This window comes from Actimicrobium sp. CCC2.4 (assembly GCF_034347385.1).
Taxonomy (GTDB): Bacteria; Pseudomonadota; Gammaproteobacteria; order Burkholderiales; family Burkholderiaceae_D; genus Actimicrobium.
The window spans coordinates 2,830,254-2,848,500 of record NZ_CP133777.1; the positions used below are offsets into that span (position 1 = coordinate 2,830,254).

An 18,247-nucleotide genomic window follows, 5' to 3' on the forward strand; every position below is an offset into this window, starting at 1 on the left:
TGAAGATCGGGGAGGGGCTTGTTTTATAATCGGCCGGTTCAGACACCCACTTTCCGGAAATCCAATTATGACAGCACAATTCTCCAAAAAAAGCGAAGCCTGGTCGGCCCGTTTTTCAGAACCGGTTTCCGATCTGGTGAAACGCTACACCGCCTCGGTCTTCTTCGACAAGCGACTGGCCGAAGTCGACATCCAGGGCTCGCTGGCACACGCCCAGATGCTGGCACAGCAAAACATCATCACCAGCGATGACCTCGCGGCGATCCGTGGTGGCCTGCAACAGATCGGCAGCGAAATCGCCGAAGGCCGTTTCGAGTGGTTGCTGGATCTGGAAGACGTCCATCTGAATATCGAAAAACGCCTGACCGAACTGGTTGGCGATGCCGGCAAACGGCTCCACACCGGCCGTTCGCGCAATGACCAGGTCGCCACCGATATCCGCCTGTATTTGCGCGGTGCGATCGACGACCTGACCATCCTGCTGGGTGATTTGCGCCTGGCGCTGGTCGACCTGGCCGAGCAGCACGCCGACACCATCCTGCCCGGCTTCACCCACATGCAGGTGGCGCAACCGGTCACCTTCGGTCACCACTTGCTGGCCTATGTCGAAATGTTCGGCCGCGATGCCGAACGACTGGCCGATTGCCGCAAGCGCGTCAACCGCCTGCCACTGGGCGCGGCCGCGCTGGCCGGCACCACCTTCCCGATCGACCGTGAACTGGTCGCGCAATTGCTGGGCTTCGATGAAGTCTGTTTCAATTCGCTCGATGCGGTGTCGGACCGCGACTTCGCGATCGAATTCTGCGCCGCTGCGGCGCTGGTGATGACGCACGTCTCGCGGATGTCGGAAGAACTGGTGATCTGGATGAGCCCGCGCGTTGGATTCATCGATATCGCCGACCGCTTCTGCACCGGCTCGTCGATCATGCCGCAAAAGAAAAATCCCGACGTGCCCGAACTGGCGCGCGGCAAGACCGGTCGCGTCACCGGCCACCTGATCAGCCTGCTGACCCTGATGAAAGGCCAGCCGCTGGCCTACAACAAGGACAACCAGGAAGACAAGGAACCGCTGTTCGATACCGTCGACACCCTCACCGACACACTGCGCATTTTTGCCGACATGGCGCGCGGTATCACCGTCAAGCCGGAAGCGATGCGCGCGGCCGCCTTGCAAGGCTATGCCACCGCGACTGACCTGGCCGATTATCTGGTCAAGAAAGGCCTGCCATTCCGCGATGCGCATGAAGCTGTTGCGCATGCCGTGCGGGTCTGTGTCGACAAGGGCTGTGATCTGTCCGATCTGACGCTGGATCAATTGCAGGCGTTTTCGCCGCTGGTCGAAGACGACATCTATCAGGTGCTGACGCTCGAAGGCTCGGTTGCGGCGCGCGATCATGTTGGTGGGACGGCGCCACGGCAAGTGCGACTGGCGATTGCCCGGGTGCGGGCGCAACTGGCGGGGTGATGGTTTAACCGGTATCGGTGCATCCGGTGCACTGGCCGAATAATGCAACGAGTACACCCCGACACAGTCCGATTCAAAATAAATGCGAACTTTTTGAAATAGTTGAATCCGATCCGGATTCCCCTTCGTAAAGTGTTTGGTAACTCAGGCTCAACCGGGCAAAACACTTTTGAAGGAGACCGCAATGAAGTCATCGATCGCCAAAACCACCTGCTGTGCAGCGCTTGTTGCCAGTGCCCTAGCCACCATGTTTTCGGTTCCCGCCATGGCGTCCAGCCATCGCGAAGCACCGTTCATTACCCGCATGCCAAAAGTCGATGGCACCGATCTGTACATGTTCCGCAGCTACGAAGCCAACCGCGCTGCGTACACCACGCTGATCGCCAACTATGCACCACTGCAGGATGCCTACGGCGGCCCGAACTACTTTGCGTTGGATTCCGATGCGCTCTATGAAATCCACATCAACAACAACGGTAACGGCAAAGAACAACTGACCTTCCAGTTCCGCTTCAATAACACCAACAAAGACACCCAACTCACTGTCGGCGGCAAGAAAGTCTCGATCCCGCTGGTCATCAATGGCGGTGCGATCAACGCGCCCAACGCCGCTGGTGCAAATGTCCGTGAAACCTACTCCGTCACGCTGGTCACCGGCGATCGCCGCACCGGCACCAAAGCGGCCGTGACCAACGCCGTTGGCGGTTCTGCCACCTTCGACAAGCCACTCGACAACATCGGCAACAAATCGATTCCCGACTACGCGGCCTATGCGGCACAGCACGTTGTCTCGATCAACATTCCCGGCTGCGCCATGCCCGGCAAAATGTTCGTCGGCCAGCGCAAGGATCCGTTCGTCGTCAACCTCGGCGAAACCTTCGACCTGATCAACATCAAGGCTCCTGCCACCGCGTTCGATCCGAATGCCGAGAAAGCCGGTCATGATGATCTGGCCGACAAGAACGTCACCTCGATCGAACTCGAAGTCCCGACCGTCTGCCTGACCAATGGTACCGAGCCGGTCATCGGCGCCTGGACCACTGCCAGCGTGCGTCAGGGTCGTTTGATCAACCCGACGCCGAACTCCGGCAAGCCATCGAAAGAAGGCGGCGCGTGGACCCAGGTATCGCGTCTTGGCGCACCGCTGGTCAATGAGGTCGTTATCGGTCTGAAAGACAAGGACCAGTTCAACCACAGCATGCCAAGCGGCGATGGTCAGTTCATTGATTACGTCACCAACCCAACCCTGCCTGCACTGGTAGAAATCCTGTTCGGTTCGGCCGGCGTCAAGGCACCAACCAACTTCCCGCGTAACGATCTGGTCGCCGCCTTCCTGACCGGTGTGAAGGGTGTCAACCAGCCTGCCAACGTGGTCGGTTCCGAAATGCTGCGTCTCAATACCTCGACCGCAGCGACCGCACCTGCCGCACAAAGCCGCCTCGGTGTCATCGGTGGTGATAACGCTGGCTTCCCGAACGGTCGTCGTCCCGGCGATGACGTCGTCGACATCGCGCTGCGCGTGGTCATGGGTCGCTTGTGCACACTCAATATCGGTTGCGCTCCTGCCGATGCGCCGTCCGGTGCGATCGACTTTACCGATGGTGCTTTCGTCGACTACACGTTCTTCGACAATGCGTTCCCTTACCTGAAAACGCCCATCGCTGGCTCGTTGAAGCATTAAGACCCGCCAACCCTAAAGGCAATTTGATCAGGAGAGCACCATGAGAAAAATCTTACTTTTATGCGCGATGGCAGCAGCGGTTTCGCTGTCAGCCTGCGGCGGCGGCAGCGGCGGCGGTTCGGAAGTTGTCACGCCCCCGGCCGGCACCACCTTCCTTGATGGCTTCATCACCTTCTTGACAGACCTGGTGAGCACTGCACCGGACAACATACCCGCCCGTGAAATTGACAGCATCGGCGTGACCTCGCCGGAAGAGTCAGGTCCCGCACCGGTCAAGTAATCCGACCAGGCAGTACCGTCAGCAACCGTCACCGGCTGCCCGCTCGCAAGAGCCGGCAGCCGGTTTTTTTTTGGGCAGCATTGATGCTGCTGCGCGAATGCGGTTCGCCACAGTTGATGCCATGCGCAGACCCTGCTACCCTCTCGACCGTTCGTTACAAAAAAATCAAAACACTGCCAGCAATGACGCAGTGATCAACAACACCAGAGACACGCCACTTCCCGGAGCCCCCATGCACACCACACTGACCATCAAGAAACTTACCCTGGCCCTGATCGCTGCCGGCGTCGGCTGTTCCGCCTTCGCTGCCGACATCAAACTCGGTGCCGCCGAAGCACTGACCGGCCCGGCAGCCAAGTACGGTAGCGCCATCAAGAATGGCCTGACGCTGGCCGCTGACGAAATCAATGCCAAGGGCGGCGTCGGTGGCAACAAGCTGGTACTGATCATCGAAGACGAGCAAGGCAAAAAAGAAGAAGCGATCAACGTCTTCAAGAAACTGATTTTCCAGGACAAGGTGCTGATGGTGTTCGGCCCGACGCTGTCGAACTCAGCCTTCGCCGCCGATCCGATCGCGGTCGCCACCAAGGTGGTCGTTTTCGGCACCAGCAATACCGCCGATGGCATCAGTTCAATGGGCCCGACCGTGTTCCGCAATTCAGTCATGGAAGCAGACGTATTGCCGGTCACCACAGCGGCCGCGGTCAAGCATTTCGGCCTGAAGAAAGTCGCGGTTGTCTACGGCAATGACGACGCCTTCACCAAGAGCGGCTACGACGTCTTCAAGACCACGCTCGATGCCCAGAAAATCCAGATCACCACAACTGAAACCTATGCCAAGGGCGACGTCGATTTCAAGGCTCAGCTGACCAAGATCAAGGCCACCAATCCGGATGCCATCGTCTGTTCGTGCCTGGCCGAAGAAGCCGCCAACATCATTTTGCAAACCCGCACGCTGGGCATGAAGCAGCCGTTCATCGGCGGCAACGGCTTCAATTCTCCCAAGCTTTTCGAGATCGCCAAGGAGGCGGCCGACAACACCATCATGGGCAGCCCATGGTCGTCCGAAAACATGACACCGGCCAACAAGGCCTTCATCGCTGCCTACAAAACCAAGTTCAATGCCGAGCCGGACCAGTTCGCCGCGCAAGCGTATGACGCGATCTACATCGTCGCCGACGCGCTCAAAAACGTGAAGCTGACCGGCGCGCTCGACAAGGATCGCCTGGCGCTGGCCGATGCGCTGCCTGCCGTCAAACTCAATGGCGCGACCGGCGCGTTCTCGTTTCGCCGTGCCACCGGCAAGGATGGCAAGCCGGCCGGTTACGATGCCGACCAGGATGCGATCGTCAATATCGCCAAGGGCGGCAAGTTCGTTCTGCTGAAATAAATCACGCATTAAATTTTCGTCACGACAGTTTTACCTGCGGCATTTCCGGCTCACGCCGGCCATGTCGCAGCTTCCGCATTTTTATTACATGCAGGGACTATGCTCGAACAACAACTGATTAATGCCCTGTCGCTGGGCAGCGTGTATGCGCTGTTCGCCCTCGGCTTCACGCTGGTTTTCGGCGTGCTTGGCGTCATCAATTTATCGCATGGCGCAATCTTCATGCTGGGCAGTTACACCGCCCTGCTGCTGGTCGAAAAAATGGCGCTGCCGCTCTGGCTGGCGCTGCTTGCGGCGATGCTGGTTGCCGGTCTGATCGGATTACTGGTCGACTATCTGGTGCTGCGGCCGCTGCGCAAACGCAAGGCACCGCATCTGTCACCGATGATCGCGTCGATCGGCGTGGCGATCATGCTGACCAATCTTGCGCAAGGCCTGTTCGGTGCCGAGAACAAGCGCTTCCCGGTCGGCACGATTCCCGAACAGAGCATCAGCTTTGGTGACCTGCACGTGACGGCAGTCCAGATCGGCATCGTCGCGATTTCATTCCTGCTGATGATCGTGTTGCTGGTCGTGATGCGGCGCACGCAACTCGGTCGCGCCCTGCGCGCGATTGCCGAATCCCCGAAAGCCGCCGCACTGCTCGGCATCAATGTCGAAGGCCTGTTCCTGCTGACGTCATTTACGGCAGCAGCGCTCGGCGGTGTCGCCGGCGTGCTGGTCGGGCTGTCGTTCAATGCGATCTCGCCGTTCATGGGACAACCGATGCTGCACAAAGGCATCGCCGTCATCATCCTCGGCGGCATGGGCGATATCCGCGGCGCGATGATAGGCGGGCTGTTCCTCGGCTTTGCCGAAGTCATGAGCGTGGCTTATCTGTCGAGTGATTTCCGCGATGCGGTTGCCTTCGGCCTGCTGTTCGTGATCCTGCTGGTACGGCCCTCCGGCATGTTCGGCAAAGTGCTGGAAAGGAAGGCCTGACATGATGGAATGGTGGCAAGCTTTCTGGTCGACCTACAACACCGTCATCTTCAGCATCGGCGTCAATGCGATGCTGGCGCTGTCGATCTACCTCACGCTGTCCTGCGGATTACTGTCGCTGGCCAATGCCGCGTTCATGGGCATTGGTGCGTATGCCGCAGCAATGCTGACGATGCAGGCCGACATCGCATTCCCGCTGGCCTTGCTGGCCGCCGGCGTTTTGCCGGCGCTGGTCGCGCTGATCATCGGCATCCCGACACTGCGTTTGTCCGGCGTGTATCTGGCAATGGCGACACTTGGCTTTGGCGAAGTGGTGCGCGTGATCGTCCTGAACCTCGATGTCACCGGCGGCCCGATGGGCCTCAACGGCATTCCATTGAAGACCGAGTTCTGGCACATCCTGCTGTTGCTGGCAGTCACGCTGTATGTGCTGGCGCGCATGCGCCGCTCGAAGATCGGGCGCGCCTTCGAAGCCATCAAGGCCGATGAAGTCGCGGCACAGCTGATGGGCATCAACGTCGCCGGCTACAAGTTGCTGGCCTTCGTCAGCGGCGCGGTGATTGCCGGCGTCGCCGGTGGACTCAATGCGCATTACACGTTCACGATCGGTCCCGGCAATTACGCGTTCGAGAATGCCGTCGACATCCTGACCATGGCCGTCTTCGGCGGCACCGCCAACCTGATCGGCCCGACGCTGGGCGCGACCATCCTGACGCTGTTACCCGAAGTGCTGCGCGAGTTCAAGCATTTCCGGCTGGCCTTCAACGGCCTGATCCTGATCGTCGTCATCCTGTATCTGCCGAAGGGCATCTGGGATCCGGCACGCCTGCGCGCGCTGTTCAAACGCACCGCAATCAAGAAGGAAATCTGATGCTGCAAATGAATCAGATCAGCAAGCAGTTCGGCGGCCTCAAGGTGCTGCAGGATGTCAGCTTCACGGTGCCGCAGGGCGGCATCTTCGGCATGATCGGACCGAACGGCGCAGGCAAGACCACGGTCTTCAACCTGCTGACCGGACTGCTGCAGCCGAGCGGTGGCAGCATTGTCTTCAATGGCAAGAATCTCGGTGCGATCGCGCCGCACAAGATCACCGAACTGGGGATCGCGCGCACCTTCCAGAACATCCGCATCTTCAAGGAAATGACGCTGCTCGAAAACGTCATCGTCGGCATGCACGATCATCTCGATTACGGCTTTGCCGGCCTGCTGCTGAACCTCGCGACTTTCCGCAACGCCGAAGCAAAAGCACGCGAGCGCGCGCGTGAATTGCTGTCCTGGGTGCGGCTGGACCACAAGGCCGGCATGCTGGCTGAAAGCCTGTCGTACGGCGAACAGCGCCGGCTCGAATTCGCCCGTGCGCTGGCGACCGAACCGAAACTGCTGCTGCTTGACGAACCGGTGGCCGGCATGAACCCGTCCGAAAAAACCGAGCTGATGGCCGAGATCGTCAACATCAAACAGCGCGGCTACACGATCTTTTTGATCGAGCACGACATGCGTTTTGTGATGGGTCTATGCGACCGCATCGCGGTGCTCAACTTCGGCCGCATCATCGCCGAAGGCACGCCGTCCGAGATCAAGAACAACCCCGAAGTCATCGAAGCCTACCTCGGCAAGGAAGAAGCATGAGCGCGATCCTGCAGATCAGCGACCTGGCCGTCTCGTACGGACAGATCGCCGCCGTCAAGGGCATTGATCTGGTCCTGCATGAAGGCGAAATCACCGCGCTGGTCGGTGCCAATGGTGCCGGCAAAAGCACTGCGTTGCTGGCGATATCGGGCTTGCTGAAAACCGTGGGCGGCAAGGTGATGTTCGACGGCGCTGACCTCACGAAGCTCGCACCCCACCAGATCGTCGGTCGCGGCGTCGTGCAAGTCGCCGAAGGCCGCGCCATCCTGACCACGCTGACCGTCGGCGAAAACCTCGCGCTGGGCACCTATGCGCGCAAGGACAAGAGCGGTGTAGCCTACGACCTCGAATGGGTCTACACGCTATTTCCGGTCCTGAAAAACCGACGTGACGGGCTGGCCGGTAACCTCTCCGGCGGCGAACAGCAAATGCTGGCGATCGGCCGCGCGCTGATGGCCAAGCCGCGCGTACTGCTGCTTGATGAACCGTCGATGGGACTGGCACCGCTGATGGTGCAGGAGATTTTCCGCATCCTCAAAGAGATCAACCTGACCGGGCTGACTATCCTGCTGGTAGAGCAGAACGTGCGCCAGGCCTTACGCATCGCGCATCGCGGCTACGTGCTAGAGACCGGCAAGATCGTGTTGACCGGTACGGGGCGGGAATTGCTGGATGATCCGAAGGTGGTCGAGGCGTATCTGGGCGGGTGATGGCGTGTAGTCGGTGCAATGCCCTTCGGTTATTGCACCAAATGCATTGATCACGGTCGCCAGGACCAGTCGTAGGGTGCAATAACCGCAGGGCATTGCACCAAATGCATTGATCACGGTCGCCAGGACCAGCGACTTGTCACCCTCAGCCTCCCATCATCAATACAGCACCCGCGTCCGGATCGTCCCCTCGATCTCGTGCAGCTTCTCCATCGCCACCGTCGAGCATCCCATCGGCACATCCATCACCAGATACCCGATCGATTCATTGGTCATCAGACTTTGCGCCGAAATATTGATGCCGTTCTCGGCAAAGATGCGGTTGATTGCCGACAGCACGCCCGGCACGTTGCGATGGATGTGCAGCAGACGATGCTTGCCGCCAAACAGCGGCACCACCACCTCCGGAAAATTAACCGCCGACAGCGTCGAGCCGGTATCCGAATAGCGAGCGAATTTCTCGGCGACTTCGAGGCCGATATTGGCTTGCGCTTCCAGCGTCGAGCCACCGATATGCGGGGTCAGGATCACGTTATCGAACTTGCGCAACGGCGACAGGAATTCTTCGCTGTTGGCCTTCGGCTCGGACGGGAACACGTCGACTGCCGCGCCACCCAGATGCTTGCGCTCCAGCATGCCGGCCAGCGCGTCGATGTCGACACAGGTGCCGCGCGCGGCATTGATGAAGATGCTGCCGATCTTCATCTTCGCGAACTGTTCGGCACCCATCATGTTTTTGGTCGACTCATTTTCGGGCACATGCAGCGTCACCACGTCGGCCTGAGCCAGCAGGTCATCGAGTGTATCCATCTGACGGGCATTGCCGATCGGCAGTTTGGTGATGACGTCGTAATACACGACCGTCATGCCAAGCGATTCAGCCAGCACCGAGAGCTGGGTGCCGATGTTGCCGTAACCGACGATACCGAGGGTCTTGCCGCGGGTCTCGAACGAGCCTTCGGCCGACTTCGACCAGCCGCCGCGATGGACCAGCGCATTTTTTTCAGGGATGCCGCGCAGCAGCAGGATGGTTTCGGCCAGCACCAGTTCGGCGACCGAGCGGGTATTCGAATACGGCGCATTGAAGACAGGGATACCGCGCTGCATGGCTGCGCGCAAATCTACCTGGTTGGTGCCGATACAGAAGCAGCCGACGGCGATCAACTTCTCGGCGGCGGCCAGCACGTTCGCCGTCAGCTGGGTGCGCGACCGGATTCCGACGAAATGCGCATCGCGGATCTTGTCGATCAGCAGCGCTTCGTCGAGCGCCGTCGGCAGCGATTCGATATTGGTGTAGCCGTTGCGGCCCAGAACGTCGAGGGCGTTCTTGTGTACGCCTTCGAGTAACAGGAAACGGATTTTGTCTTTTTCTAGCGATAGATGGTGGCTCATGCGGGGTCCCTGGTTCGTCGATCATTGCCCCCTATATGGGGACGAGCAAGGCATTGACCAGAGCAATGTCAGGAAATGCCAGCACAGTATTATGCCGGTCGGTCAGCGGTCCCCAACCCGGCATGACTGCGCCGCGTGCATCGTAGCCGATCGCCTTGAACTTCCACACGCCCTGGCTGCGCTTGAGGTTGCCGACATGCGCGCCCTGGCCGGTCAGCACGCGATAAGCCTCGCTGCTGACCGGCTCCAGCACCAGCTGCATCGCTACGGTCATGCTGCCTTGCGACTGGCGAGCTGTCGCAACACGTAATGCAGGATGCCGCCGTGACGGAAGTACTCGACTTCTTTCGGTGTCAGCAACAGAACCTGAACCTGAAAGCCGGTGACGCGGCCATCGGTGCCGGTCGCCATCACTTCGGCAATCCGGCTTGCGCCATCCTGGAGACCCGTGATATCGAAGCGGTCATCAGCACGCAAGCCCAGCACGGCAGCGTTCTGGCCATCCATGAACTGCAGCGGCAGCACGCCCATGCCGACCAGATTGGAACGATGGATGCGCTCGAAACTTTCGGCAATCACCGCCTTCACGCCAAGCATCATCGTGCCCTTGGCAGCCCAGTCACGCGATGAACCGGTGCCGTACTCCTTGCCGGCAATGACCACCAGCGGCACGCCGTCGGCCTTGTACTGCATCGCGGCATCGTAAATGGCGAGCTTGCGCTTTGACGGAAAGTGCATCGTATTGCCGCCCTCTTCGCCATCGAGCATCAGGTTGCGAATCCGGATATTGGCAAAGGTACCGCGCACCATCACGTCATCATTGCCGCGCCGCGAGCCGTACGAATTGAAATCAGCCGGCAGCACGTCGAGCGATTGCAGGAACAAGCCGGCCGGTGAATCGGCCTTGATATTGCCGGCCGGCGAAATATGGTCGGTCGTGATGGAGTCGCCAAACAAGCCCAGCAAGCCGGCACCGTGGATGTCGGCGATGCTGCCGACAGCCATCTCCATGCCATCGAAGTACGGTGGATTCTTGATGTAAGTCGAGGCCTTGTCCCACGCAAACGCGGTGCCGTCAGGCGACGCGATCTGGTTCCAGCGGCTATCACCGGCGAACACGCTGGCGTAATTGCGGGTGAACATTTCCGGTCCGATGCTGGCCACGATGAGGTCGCCGATTTCCTTGTTCGAGGGCCAGATATCGCGCAGGAAGACCGGCTCGCCATCGCTGCCGGTGCCTAGCGATTCGGTCGCCATGTCGATATCGACTGTGCCGGCCAGTGCGTACGCCACCACCAGCGGCGGCGATCCGAGGTAATTCATCTTGACCTCGGGATGAACCCGGCCCTCGAAGTTGCGGTTGCCCGACAAGACTGCCGCCACCACCAGATCGTCGGCGGCGATATCGCGCGAGACCGCCTCGGGCAGTGGTCCCGAATTACCGATGCAGGTCGTGCAGCCATAGCCGACGATGAAAAATCCGAGCTGCTCCAGCGCCGGCAGCAAGCCGGCGCGGGTCAGGTAATCGGTCACCACCAGCGAGCCCGGCGCCATCGATGTTTTCACCCACGGGGCGGACGTCAGCCCACGCGCCACAGCATTGCGCGCGAGCAGGCCGGCAGCCAGCATCACAGCCGGATTGGAGGTATTGGTGCACGACGTGATCGCGGCAATCACGACCGCGCCATCGCGCAAGGCGAAGTCATCCGGAGCAATCGTTGTGACCGCCGCACTTTCCGGCGACGCGGTAGCCGTATTGCCGCCCTCGCCTTCCAGCCGCTGCAACGACACTTCAAAGGGCTTGCGATTGGTGACCATGCCGATCAGGTTCTCATGCACGTTGGCCTTCATGTCCGACAGCAGCACCCGATCCTGTGGCCGCTTCGGCCCGGCCAGCGACGGCAGGACGGTGGCCATGTCGAGGATCAGCGTGTCGCTGTACACCGCCTCGACATCGGATCGCCACAATCCCTGGGCACGGGCATAGGCTTCGACCAGCGAGACCTGCCCGGCACTGCGACCGGACAAGCGCAGGTAAGCGAGCGATTCCTCATCAATCGGAAAGATGCCGCAGGTGGCGCCGTATTCCGGTGCCATGTTGGCAATCGTTGCGCGGTCCGCCAGCGGTAATGCCGACAAGCCGTCACCATAGAACTCGACGAACTTCCCGACCACGCCGAATGAACGCAGCATTTGCGTCACGGTCAGCACCAGATCGGTGGCAGTGACGCCCTCCGGCAGTTTGCCTGTCAGCTTGAAACCCACCACTTGCGGGATCAGCATTGAACTCGGCTGGCCCAGCATCGCAGCTTCGGCCTCGATGCCGCCCACGCCCCAGCCCAGCACGCCCAGGCCATTGACCATCGTCGTGTGTGAATCAGTACCGAACACGGTGTCCGGAAACGCATACGCCACGCCATCGATGTCGCGGGTCATCACCACCCTGGCCAGGTTTTCCAGATTGACCTGATGGACGATGCCGGTGTTCGGCGGCACCACCTTGAAATTATCGAAGGCTTTCTGGCCCCAGCGCAGGAAGCTGTAGCGCTCGCGGTTGCGGCTGAATTCGATGCGACCGTTGATGTCGAGCGAGTCGCGCTGACCGAACGAATCAACCTGTACCGAATGGTCGATGACCAGCTCGGCCGGGATCAGCGGATTGATATTGTCGACCGACCCGCCCAGCCGCACCACTGCATCGCGCATCGCTGCCAGGTCGACCATGCAAGGCACGCCGGTAAAATCCTGCAGCACCACGCGCGAAGGCATGAAGGCGATTTCAACAGCCGGTTCAGCTTTTGCATCCCAGTTCGCGACGGCCTCGATGGATGCCCGTGTAACGGCCACGCCATCTTCGCAGCGCAACAGGTTTTCGAGCAATATCTTCATCGAAAACGGCAGATGGGTCAGGTCAAATTGCTTGCCCAGCAAGGCCAGGCTGAAAATCGTGTATCCGGTGCCGTTGACGGCAAGCGTGTCGCGGATGGCAAATGAATCGGTCATGACAATTCCTTCTCAATATCGATCCCGCCTGGCGGGATCCGTATGCTGCAGCCGGGAATCCGGCTACGGCGAATGCCGTAATCGAAAAACAAAAATAACAACGGGAAATAATTTATTTTCAAAAAATAATATCCGGATAATCTGAAGGCATTATCCGCTTTTCAAAAAAATAAAACAAAACTAACCCTGCATTCGCACTACCAGTTAGGACAGTTTTAGTGGTGCAAACCGACATCCTGAAATACGTCGTTAGTCACTTGATGATATCGATTCGATGACGTTTCATGGTGAACCCCATTTTTTTCAAATGCCGTGCCAGAGTCGCTTCATGTACCGGCAAATCGATAGACTGATCGCTTAATCGCTGGCGCAACTGTTCGATACTGCCGCCATAAGCTTGCACGTCGACCCGCACCCGCTCCAGCAGCTCGGGTGCCAACTTGGCTGGCCTGCCGGAATAGATTGCCTGCACCAGGCTGCCCGGACCGTCGCGTTCCCAGCGCCGGATCCACTCGGCCACCGTACTCATGTGCACGCCGAAATCGGCTGCCACTGCCTTATACGTCGACCCTTGCGCAACACGAACGATTGCTTGAGCGCGTTGCCGCACCCGCGCATCCTCGTTGAAAATACCGATATCGCGCAAAATTTTCTGTTGCTGTTCACTTAATAAAAGACGCTTCATAACAAAATTTCCTCATCGTCACCGCATGACAAGTCGGACACCGGGATATGCCAAACATTCAGTTTTATTAAAATAGCATTATGTGGCTTTATTTTGTTTAGCTAAATTGATATGTCCTAATTTAAAGAAGGTCTATTCTTGCGAGCCCATCAAAATTTAATAGATAGTTATAATTCGAGAGTATATATTGGTATTCGTTGTATTAACATGGAGAAACTAATCCGAAAAATGCAGATTATTCATAATTAATTAAGAGTCACTTACTTAATTAGAATGACCAACAAGTAATTTAAATTTGATAATTCGATTGCACCTTAATGGCCCACATCCTTCTGTTTGAAGATAATCTGTCTATTCCCTATAGTAACAAGGGTTTTATTGACGAGGCTATTAATGACCACGACCTCGTGATTGTCGGTGACGCCCCTGCGATGTGGACCGCGCTGCAGCACCGGCAGGCCGATATCCTGATTGTCGATCTCGGCACGCCGGATGATTACGGACAGGGCATCGTCACGCACATGCAGGAAAACTATCCCGGTACCGGTTTACTGGTACTGACCCATGGCGATCAGCAAGATCTGCGCAGTCAGGGTTTGCTGCTCGGGGCCGACCAGATACTGACCAAGCCGGTGTCTGCGTCGAAGCTGGCTGCCCATGTGGTTGCGCTGTACCGGCGAATCAAACGCCATCGCAACATCGTGGCCGTGCCATCGCCGCAATGGCGCTTGCGTACAACCGAGCGGCAACTGCAGGTCAACGAATCGCTGCCGGTCGACCTGACCGAAAAGGAATTTAACTTTCTGCAATTACTCACCAGCAGCAGCCACCCGATTGCGCGTGACACGCTCAACAGGGAGATGCGTATCGATATCACCGGCGACGAGCGCCGCGACACCAAAAAGATCGACATGCTGATTTACCGCCTGCGGCGCAAAGTAAAAAAATCTCTGCGTGTCGACCTGCCGGTACGTAATGCCTATGGCACCGGCTACAGCCTGACCGCCAAGCTCAAACAGATCTGATCATGCCCACCTCATCAAGACTGACCGCATCCCGCCTGCACTGGATGCCTGCCGGACTGGGCGCGACCGGTGCCATCGCTGTTGCAATCACTGGCACCATGAGTGCACCGGCCATCGCGCTGATGGTGCTGCTTGTCAGCGCCGGCATTGCCATCAGCTTTGCGGCAGTGGCCCGCGAGCGCACCGGCCGGCAGAATATCCACGCTTATCTGGACAGCCAGCAACAATTCGGTGCCACCATCGCGCCGGTCTGGAGCGCCCACATCGAATCCTCGCGCGCCCAGATGGACAGCGCCATCGACGACCTCTCGCAACGTTTTTCGGGCATCGTCGACAAGCTCGACGAGGCGGTGCATGCCTCCAGCCTGGCCACTGATGCGATCAGCGACAACGGCCTGGTTGCGGTCTTTGCGCGCAGCCAGCAGCAGCTCGGCACCGTCGTCGCCTCGCAAAAAGCGGCGATGCACAGCATGACCGGCATGCTCTCCCAGGTGCAGGCACTGGACCGTTTTGTTGTCGAATTGCAGGAGATGGCCACCGACGTCGCCCAGATCGCGGCGCAGTCCAACCTGCTGGCCTTGAACGCTGCCATCGAAGCGGCCAGGGCCGGAGAAACGGGGCGCGGCTTCACGGTCGTGGCACGCGAATTCCGCCTGCTGTCGCGCCAGTCCGGCGAGACCGGCCAGCACATCGCCAGCAAGGTCAACATCATCAGCGATGCCATCACCGCCGCCGTGCGCTCGGTGAGCGCGTCGGTGCAGCAGGAAGAAATCACGCTGCGCTCGGCCGAAGCCACCATCGACAACGTGCTGGGCGACTTTCGCACGATCACCAATGCGCTGGCGCAGTCAAGTGCACTGATGCAGGAAGAAAGCATCGGCATCAAGGCCGAAGTCGGCGCGGCGCTGGTGCAACTACAGTTCCAGGACCGTGTGAGCCAGATCATGAACCACGTCAAGGGCAACATCGAACAGCTGCCCGTCTACCTGGACGCGCACCGCCAGGACATCGCCAGCACCGGCAACTTGCAAGCGCTCGACGCCCGCATCCTGCTCGACGAACTCAAGGGAACCTACGTGATGGCCGACCAGCACGCGATTCACAGCGGCACCGGGGTCGACCACAGCAGCCGCAGCACCAATACCGACATCACTTTTTTTTAGGAACCACCATGGCCAAGACCATCATGATCGTCGATGACTCCGCATCGATGCGGCAAGTCGTGGGCATCGCCCTCAAAGGTGCCGGCTACGACGTGCTCGAAGGACGCGACGGCAAGGACGCGCTGGCCAAACTCACCGGCCAGAAAGTCCACTTGATCATCAGCGACGTCAACATGCCCAACATGGATGGCATCGCTTTCGTCAGCGCGGTCAAGCTGCTGCCGGCCTACCGCTTCACGCCGGTGATCATGCTCACCACCGAGACCGACATCGACAAGAAAAATGCCAGCCGCGCCGCCGGTGCCAAAGCCTGGGTGGTCAAGCCATTCAAGCCCGAACAATTGCTCGACGCCGTGCAAAAGCTCTGCCTGCCATGAGCACCCGCGTCCTGCGTATCGATGGTGAACTGACCATCTATCGTGTCGATGAAATCAAGGCGCTGCTGCTGGCCGCACTGGCCGAACCAAGCGACCTCGAACTCGACCTGTCCGGCGTCAGCGAGCTCGATACGGCCGGTTTGCAGCTACTGATGCTGGCCAAGAAAACCGCCCTCGCAGGATCCCATGCGCTGCACCTCGTGGCCCACAGCACGGCGGTCACCGGCGTCTTTGAACTGCTCGATCTGGCCGGCTATTTTGGCGATCCGCTGGTCCTGCCGCACGCACCGCAACCGGCCATCACAGGACAATCCGCATGAACCTCGACGATGCACTGCAAACCTTTTTTGCCGAATGCCGCGAACTGCTGATCGAGATGGAAGACGCGCTGCTGGTGGTCTTGCAGAGCGAACCCAAAGAGGAACTGGTCAACGCGATTTTTCGCGCGGCGCACACGATCAAGGGTTCGGCCGGCCTGTTCGGACTGGACCATATCGTGGCCTTCACGCATGTGGTCGAAAGCGTGCTGGACCGGGTCCGCGACGGCAAGCTACCGGTGACCGAATCGCTGGTGAGTCTGTTGCTGGGCTGTTGCGACCAGATCGGCCGGCTGGTCGAAGCGGTCGCCGCCGGCCACGACGGCATCGATGAGCAACTGCAATCGCAGGGCGCACCGCTGATCGCGCAACTGTCGGCCTATCTCGACAGTCCGGCACCGAAGGCTCTGCCGGTAACGGCCGTCACCGTGTCCGTCGATCCGGTCGAACGTATCGCCCATGCCGGTATCGATGCCGACCACTGGCATATCTCGATTCGCTTCGGTGCCGACGTGCTGCGCAATGGCATGGACCCGCTGTCGTTCCTGCGCTACCTCGCCACGATGGGCAGCATCGTCGGCATCGCCACGCTGGCCGATGGCATTCCGGACGCCGGCAACATGAATCCGGAGACCTGCTATCTCGGGTTTGAAATTGCCTTTCGTACCGACGCCGACAAGGCCACCATCGAAAGCGTCTTCGAGTTCGTGCATGACGATTGCCAGCTGCGCATCCTGCCGCCACACAGCCTGATTGCCGATTACGTACGCCTGTTGCACGAAGGGCCGGGACAAGCGGCCATGCTGGGTGAATTGCTGATGCGCTGCGGGACCTTGACCGCGCGCGAACTGGACCTTGCCCTGACGACCCAAAGCCACAGTCCAGCCACACCAATCGGCGTCATTCTGGTCGAACAATTGCTGGTGCAACCGGCCGTCGTCGATGCCGCGCTGACCCGCCAGCAGCAAGTCCGCGAGGCCGGTGCGCAGGAAAACCGTTCGATCCGCGTCGATGCCGACAAGCTCGACCAGCTCATCAATCTGGTCGGCGAATTGATCATCGCCGGTGCCGGCGTGAACCTGATTGCACGGCGCGCGCAGAACAGCGAACTGCAGGAAAGCAGCTCCAAGCTATCAAGCCTGGTGCAGGAAGTACGCGACAGCGCGCTGCAACTGCGGATGGTCAAAATCGGCGCGACCTTCAACCGCTTCCAGCGCGTCGTGCACGATGTCTCGCGCGAAATCGGCAAGGACATCGCCCTCGCCATCCACGGCGAAGACACCGAACTCGACAAGACCGTGGTCGAAAAAATCGGCGACCCGCTGCTGCATCTGGTGCGCAACGCGATCGATCATGGCATCGAACCGGCTGCCGTGCGACTGGCCAGCGGCAAGCCGGCGCGCGGTCGCGTCACGCTCGATGCCTGCCATGATTCCGGTGCTATCGTCATCACCGTCAGCGACGACGGCGGCGGACTCAAGCGCGAGCGCATCCTGGCCAAGGCGATCGAACGCGGACTGGTCGACGCCGGCCGCGAACTGAGCGATGGCGAGATTTACGACCTGATCTTTGAACCGGGCTTTTCGACCGCCGCCGAAGTGACCAACCTGTCCGGCCGCGGTGTCGGCATGGATGTCGTCAAGCGCAACATTACCGCGCTGCGCGGCAGCGTCAGCGTCAGCAGCGCCGAAGGTGTCGGCACCACTGTCACGGTGCGTCTGCCGCTGACGCTGGCCATCATCGATGGCTTCATGGTCGAGATCGGCAAATCAGTGTTTGCGATCCCGCTCGACATGATCGAGGAATGCATCGAATACAGCGCCGAACCCGGCCACGATTACACCGACCTGCGCGGCAGCGTGTTGCCCTTCATCCGGCTGCGCAATTTGTTCAGTGTCGGCGGTGTGCCGGCGCGGCGCGAAAACATCGTCGTCCTGAAGCACGCCGGACAACGCGCCGGCCTGGTTGTCGACACCTTGCTCGGCGAATTCCAGACCGTCATCAAGCCGCTTGGCCAGTTGTTCAGCCAGGTTGATTGCATCAGCGGGTCGACCATTCTGGGCAGCGGCGATGTCGCGCTGATCCTCGATGTGCCGGCCCTGGTGCGACAGGCCAGCCTTACTCGCAGCACGCCGATTCCCGGATAACT

At 59.6% G+C, this 18,247-nt stretch carries 17 protein-coding genes; 13 read left to right on the plus strand and 4 right to left on the minus strand.

All coding sequences use genetic code 11. From position 1 onward, the window contains the following. The first annotated feature begins 67 nt into the window (after window positions 1-67). The 8 genes from argH to RHM62_RS12950 all read left to right on the plus strand — a co-directional run bounded on the left by argH (window position 68) and on the right by RHM62_RS12950 (window position 8,136). The gene (argH, locus tag RHM62_RS12915) at window positions 68-1,465 is read left to right on the plus strand and encodes an argininosuccinate lyase (RefSeq protein WP_322122494.1); all 1,398 of its coding nucleotides are present in this window, start codon (window positions 68-70) and stop codon (window positions 1,463-1,465) included. 184 nt (window positions 1,466-1,649) lie between these two features. Next, complete coding sequence (locus RHM62_RS12920; protein WP_322122495.1) at window positions 1,650-3,146, plus strand: DUF4331 domain-containing protein; 1,497 nt, start codon at window positions 1,650-1,652, stop codon at window positions 3,144-3,146. Between the two features lie 40 nt (window positions 3,147-3,186). Beyond that, on the plus strand, window positions 3,187-3,426 hold the full coding sequence (locus tag RHM62_RS12925) for a hypothetical protein (protein WP_322122496.1): 240 nt from the start codon (window positions 3,187-3,189) through the stop codon (window positions 3,424-3,426). A 232-nt stretch (window positions 3,427-3,658) separates the two neighbouring features. Next, window positions 3,659-4,816, plus strand: coding sequence for an ABC transporter substrate-binding protein (locus tag RHM62_RS12930; protein WP_322122497.1), 1,158 nt, complete (start codon window positions 3,659-3,661; stop codon window positions 4,814-4,816). A 99-nt stretch (window positions 4,817-4,915) separates the two neighbouring features. Then, window positions 4,916-5,797 (plus strand): branched-chain amino acid ABC transporter permease, encoded by an 882-nt coding sequence (locus RHM62_RS12935; RefSeq protein WP_322122498.1) that lies wholly within the window; start codon window positions 4,916-4,918, stop codon window positions 5,795-5,797. 4 nt (window positions 5,798-5,801) lie between these two features. Next, window positions 5,802-6,668, plus strand: a complete 867-nt coding sequence (locus RHM62_RS12940) for a branched-chain amino acid ABC transporter permease (RefSeq protein WP_322125409.1) — start codon at window positions 5,802-5,804, stop codon at window positions 6,666-6,668. Continuing rightward, on the plus strand, window positions 6,668-7,426 hold the full coding sequence (locus RHM62_RS12945) for an ABC transporter ATP-binding protein (RefSeq protein ID WP_322122499.1): 759 nt from the start codon (window positions 6,668-6,670) through the stop codon (window positions 7,424-7,426). Before RHM62_RS12940 ends, RHM62_RS12945 begins: the two co-directional genes overlap by 1 nt. Further along, the gene (locus RHM62_RS12950) at window positions 7,423-8,136 is read left to right on the plus strand and encodes an ABC transporter ATP-binding protein (RefSeq protein WP_322122500.1); all 714 of its coding nucleotides are present in this window, start codon (window positions 7,423-7,425) and stop codon (window positions 8,134-8,136) included. Before RHM62_RS12945 ends, RHM62_RS12950 begins: the two co-directional genes overlap by 4 nt. Before the next feature lie 159 nt (window positions 8,137-8,295). Here the strand turns inward: RHM62_RS12950 and serA are convergent, their stop codons facing one another. From serA to RHM62_RS12970, 4 genes are all read right to left on the minus strand, one after another. Next, on the minus strand, window positions 8,296-9,528 hold the full coding sequence (serA, locus tag RHM62_RS12955) for a phosphoglycerate dehydrogenase (protein ID WP_322122501.1): 1,233 nt from the start codon (window positions 9,526-9,528) through the stop codon (window positions 8,296-8,298). A 31-nt stretch (window positions 9,529-9,559) separates the two neighbouring features. After that, a complete protein-coding gene (locus RHM62_RS12960; protein WP_322122502.1) occupies window positions 9,560-9,802 on the minus strand; it encodes a hypothetical protein in 243 nt (80 codons plus the stop codon). After that, window positions 9,799-12,531, minus strand: coding sequence for an aconitate hydratase AcnA (gene acnA, locus RHM62_RS12965; protein WP_322122503.1), 2,733 nt, complete (start codon window positions 12,529-12,531; stop codon window positions 9,799-9,801). Before acnA ends, RHM62_RS12960 begins: the two co-directional genes overlap by 4 nt. Window positions 12,532-12,784: 253 nt before the next feature. Then, window positions 12,785-13,216, minus strand: a complete 432-nt coding sequence (locus RHM62_RS12970; RefSeq protein ID WP_322122504.1) for a helix-turn-helix domain-containing protein — start codon at window positions 13,214-13,216, stop codon at window positions 12,785-12,787. Between the two features lie 317 nt (window positions 13,217-13,533). Here RHM62_RS12970 and RHM62_RS12975 point away from each other — a divergent pair, with 317 nt between their 5' ends. The 5 genes from RHM62_RS12975 (at window position 13,534) to RHM62_RS12995 (ending at window position 18,245) form a co-directional block, all read left to right on the plus strand. Then, window positions 13,534-14,241 carry a response regulator transcription factor gene (locus tag RHM62_RS12975; protein ID WP_322122505.1) on the plus strand — a complete coding sequence of 236 codons (708 nt, stop codon included), beginning with the start codon at window positions 13,534-13,536 and terminating at the stop codon, window positions 14,239-14,241. A 470-nt stretch (window positions 14,242-14,711) separates the two neighbouring features. Further along, the gene (locus tag RHM62_RS19065) at window positions 14,712-15,404 is read left to right on the plus strand and encodes a methyl-accepting chemotaxis protein (RefSeq protein ID WP_416172330.1); all 693 of its coding nucleotides are present in this window, start codon (window positions 14,712-14,714) and stop codon (window positions 15,402-15,404) included. Between the two features lie 8 nt (window positions 15,405-15,412). Further along, a complete protein-coding gene (locus RHM62_RS12985) occupies window positions 15,413-15,781 on the plus strand; it encodes a response regulator (RefSeq protein ID WP_322122507.1) in 369 nt (122 codons plus the stop codon). Next, a complete protein-coding gene (locus tag RHM62_RS12990; protein ID WP_322122508.1) occupies window positions 15,778-16,101 on the plus strand; it encodes an STAS domain-containing protein in 324 nt (107 codons plus the stop codon). The genes RHM62_RS12985 and RHM62_RS12990 overlap by 4 nt, the downstream gene beginning before the upstream one ends. Then, on the plus strand, window positions 16,098-18,245 hold the full coding sequence (locus tag RHM62_RS12995; RefSeq protein ID WP_322122509.1) for a chemotaxis protein CheA: 2,148 nt from the start codon (window positions 16,098-16,100) through the stop codon (window positions 18,243-18,245). Before RHM62_RS12990 ends, RHM62_RS12995 begins: the two co-directional genes overlap by 4 nt. The last annotated feature ends 2 nt before the right edge of the window (window positions 18,246-18,247 follow it).

What these genes read in the sequence shown, in the direction of transcription:
- RHM62_RS12975 (WP_322122505.1), top strand. Translation starts at nt 13,534, where the DNA reads ATGGCCCACATCCTTCTGTTTGAAGATAATCTGTCTATTCCCTATAGT.
- acnA (WP_322122503.1), bottom strand. Translation starts at nt 12,531, where the DNA reads ATGACCGATTCATTTGCCATCCGCGACACGCTTGCCGTCAACGGCACC.
- RHM62_RS12935 (WP_322122498.1), top strand. Translation starts at nt 4,916, where the DNA reads ATGCTCGAACAACAACTGATTAATGCCCTGTCGCTGGGCAGCGTGTAT.
- RHM62_RS19065 (WP_416172330.1), top strand. Translation starts at nt 14,712, where the DNA reads ATGACCGGCATGCTCTCCCAGGTGCAGGCACTGGACCGTTTTGTTGTC.
- RHM62_RS12995 (WP_322122509.1), top strand. Translation starts at nt 16,098, where the DNA reads ATGAACCTCGACGATGCACTGCAAACCTTTTTTGCCGAATGCCGCGAA.
- RHM62_RS12925 (WP_322122496.1), top strand. Translation starts at nt 3,187, where the DNA reads ATGAGAAAAATCTTACTTTTATGCGCGATGGCAGCAGCGGTTTCGCTG.
- RHM62_RS12950 (WP_322122500.1), top strand. Translation starts at nt 7,423, where the DNA reads ATGAGCGCGATCCTGCAGATCAGCGACCTGGCCGTCTCGTACGGACAG.
- RHM62_RS12945 (WP_322122499.1), top strand. Translation starts at nt 6,668, where the DNA reads ATGCTGCAAATGAATCAGATCAGCAAGCAGTTCGGCGGCCTCAAGGTG.
- serA (WP_322122501.1), bottom strand. Translation starts at nt 9,528, where the DNA reads ATGAGCCACCATCTATCGCTAGAAAAAGACAAAATCCGTTTCCTGTTA.
- argH (WP_322122494.1), top strand. Translation starts at nt 68, where the DNA reads ATGACAGCACAATTCTCCAAAAAAAGCGAAGCCTGGTCGGCCCGTTTT.
- RHM62_RS12920 (WP_322122495.1), top strand. Translation starts at nt 1,650, where the DNA reads ATGAAGTCATCGATCGCCAAAACCACCTGCTGTGCAGCGCTTGTTGCC.
- RHM62_RS12985 (WP_322122507.1), top strand. Translation starts at nt 15,413, where the DNA reads ATGGCCAAGACCATCATGATCGTCGATGACTCCGCATCGATGCGGCAA.
- RHM62_RS12930 (WP_322122497.1), top strand. Translation starts at nt 3,659, where the DNA reads ATGCACACCACACTGACCATCAAGAAACTTACCCTGGCCCTGATCGCT.
- RHM62_RS12960 (WP_322122502.1), bottom strand. Translation starts at nt 9,802, where the DNA reads ATGACCGTAGCGATGCAGCTGGTGCTGGAGCCGGTCAGCAGCGAGGCT.
- RHM62_RS12990 (WP_322122508.1), top strand. Translation starts at nt 15,778, where the DNA reads ATGAGCACCCGCGTCCTGCGTATCGATGGTGAACTGACCATCTATCGT.
- RHM62_RS12970 (WP_322122504.1), bottom strand. Translation starts at nt 13,216, where the DNA reads ATGAAGCGTCTTTTATTAAGTGAACAGCAACAGAAAATTTTGCGCGAT.
- RHM62_RS12940 (WP_322125409.1), top strand. Translation starts at nt 5,802, where the DNA reads ATGGAATGGTGGCAAGCTTTCTGGTCGACCTACAACACCGTCATCTTC.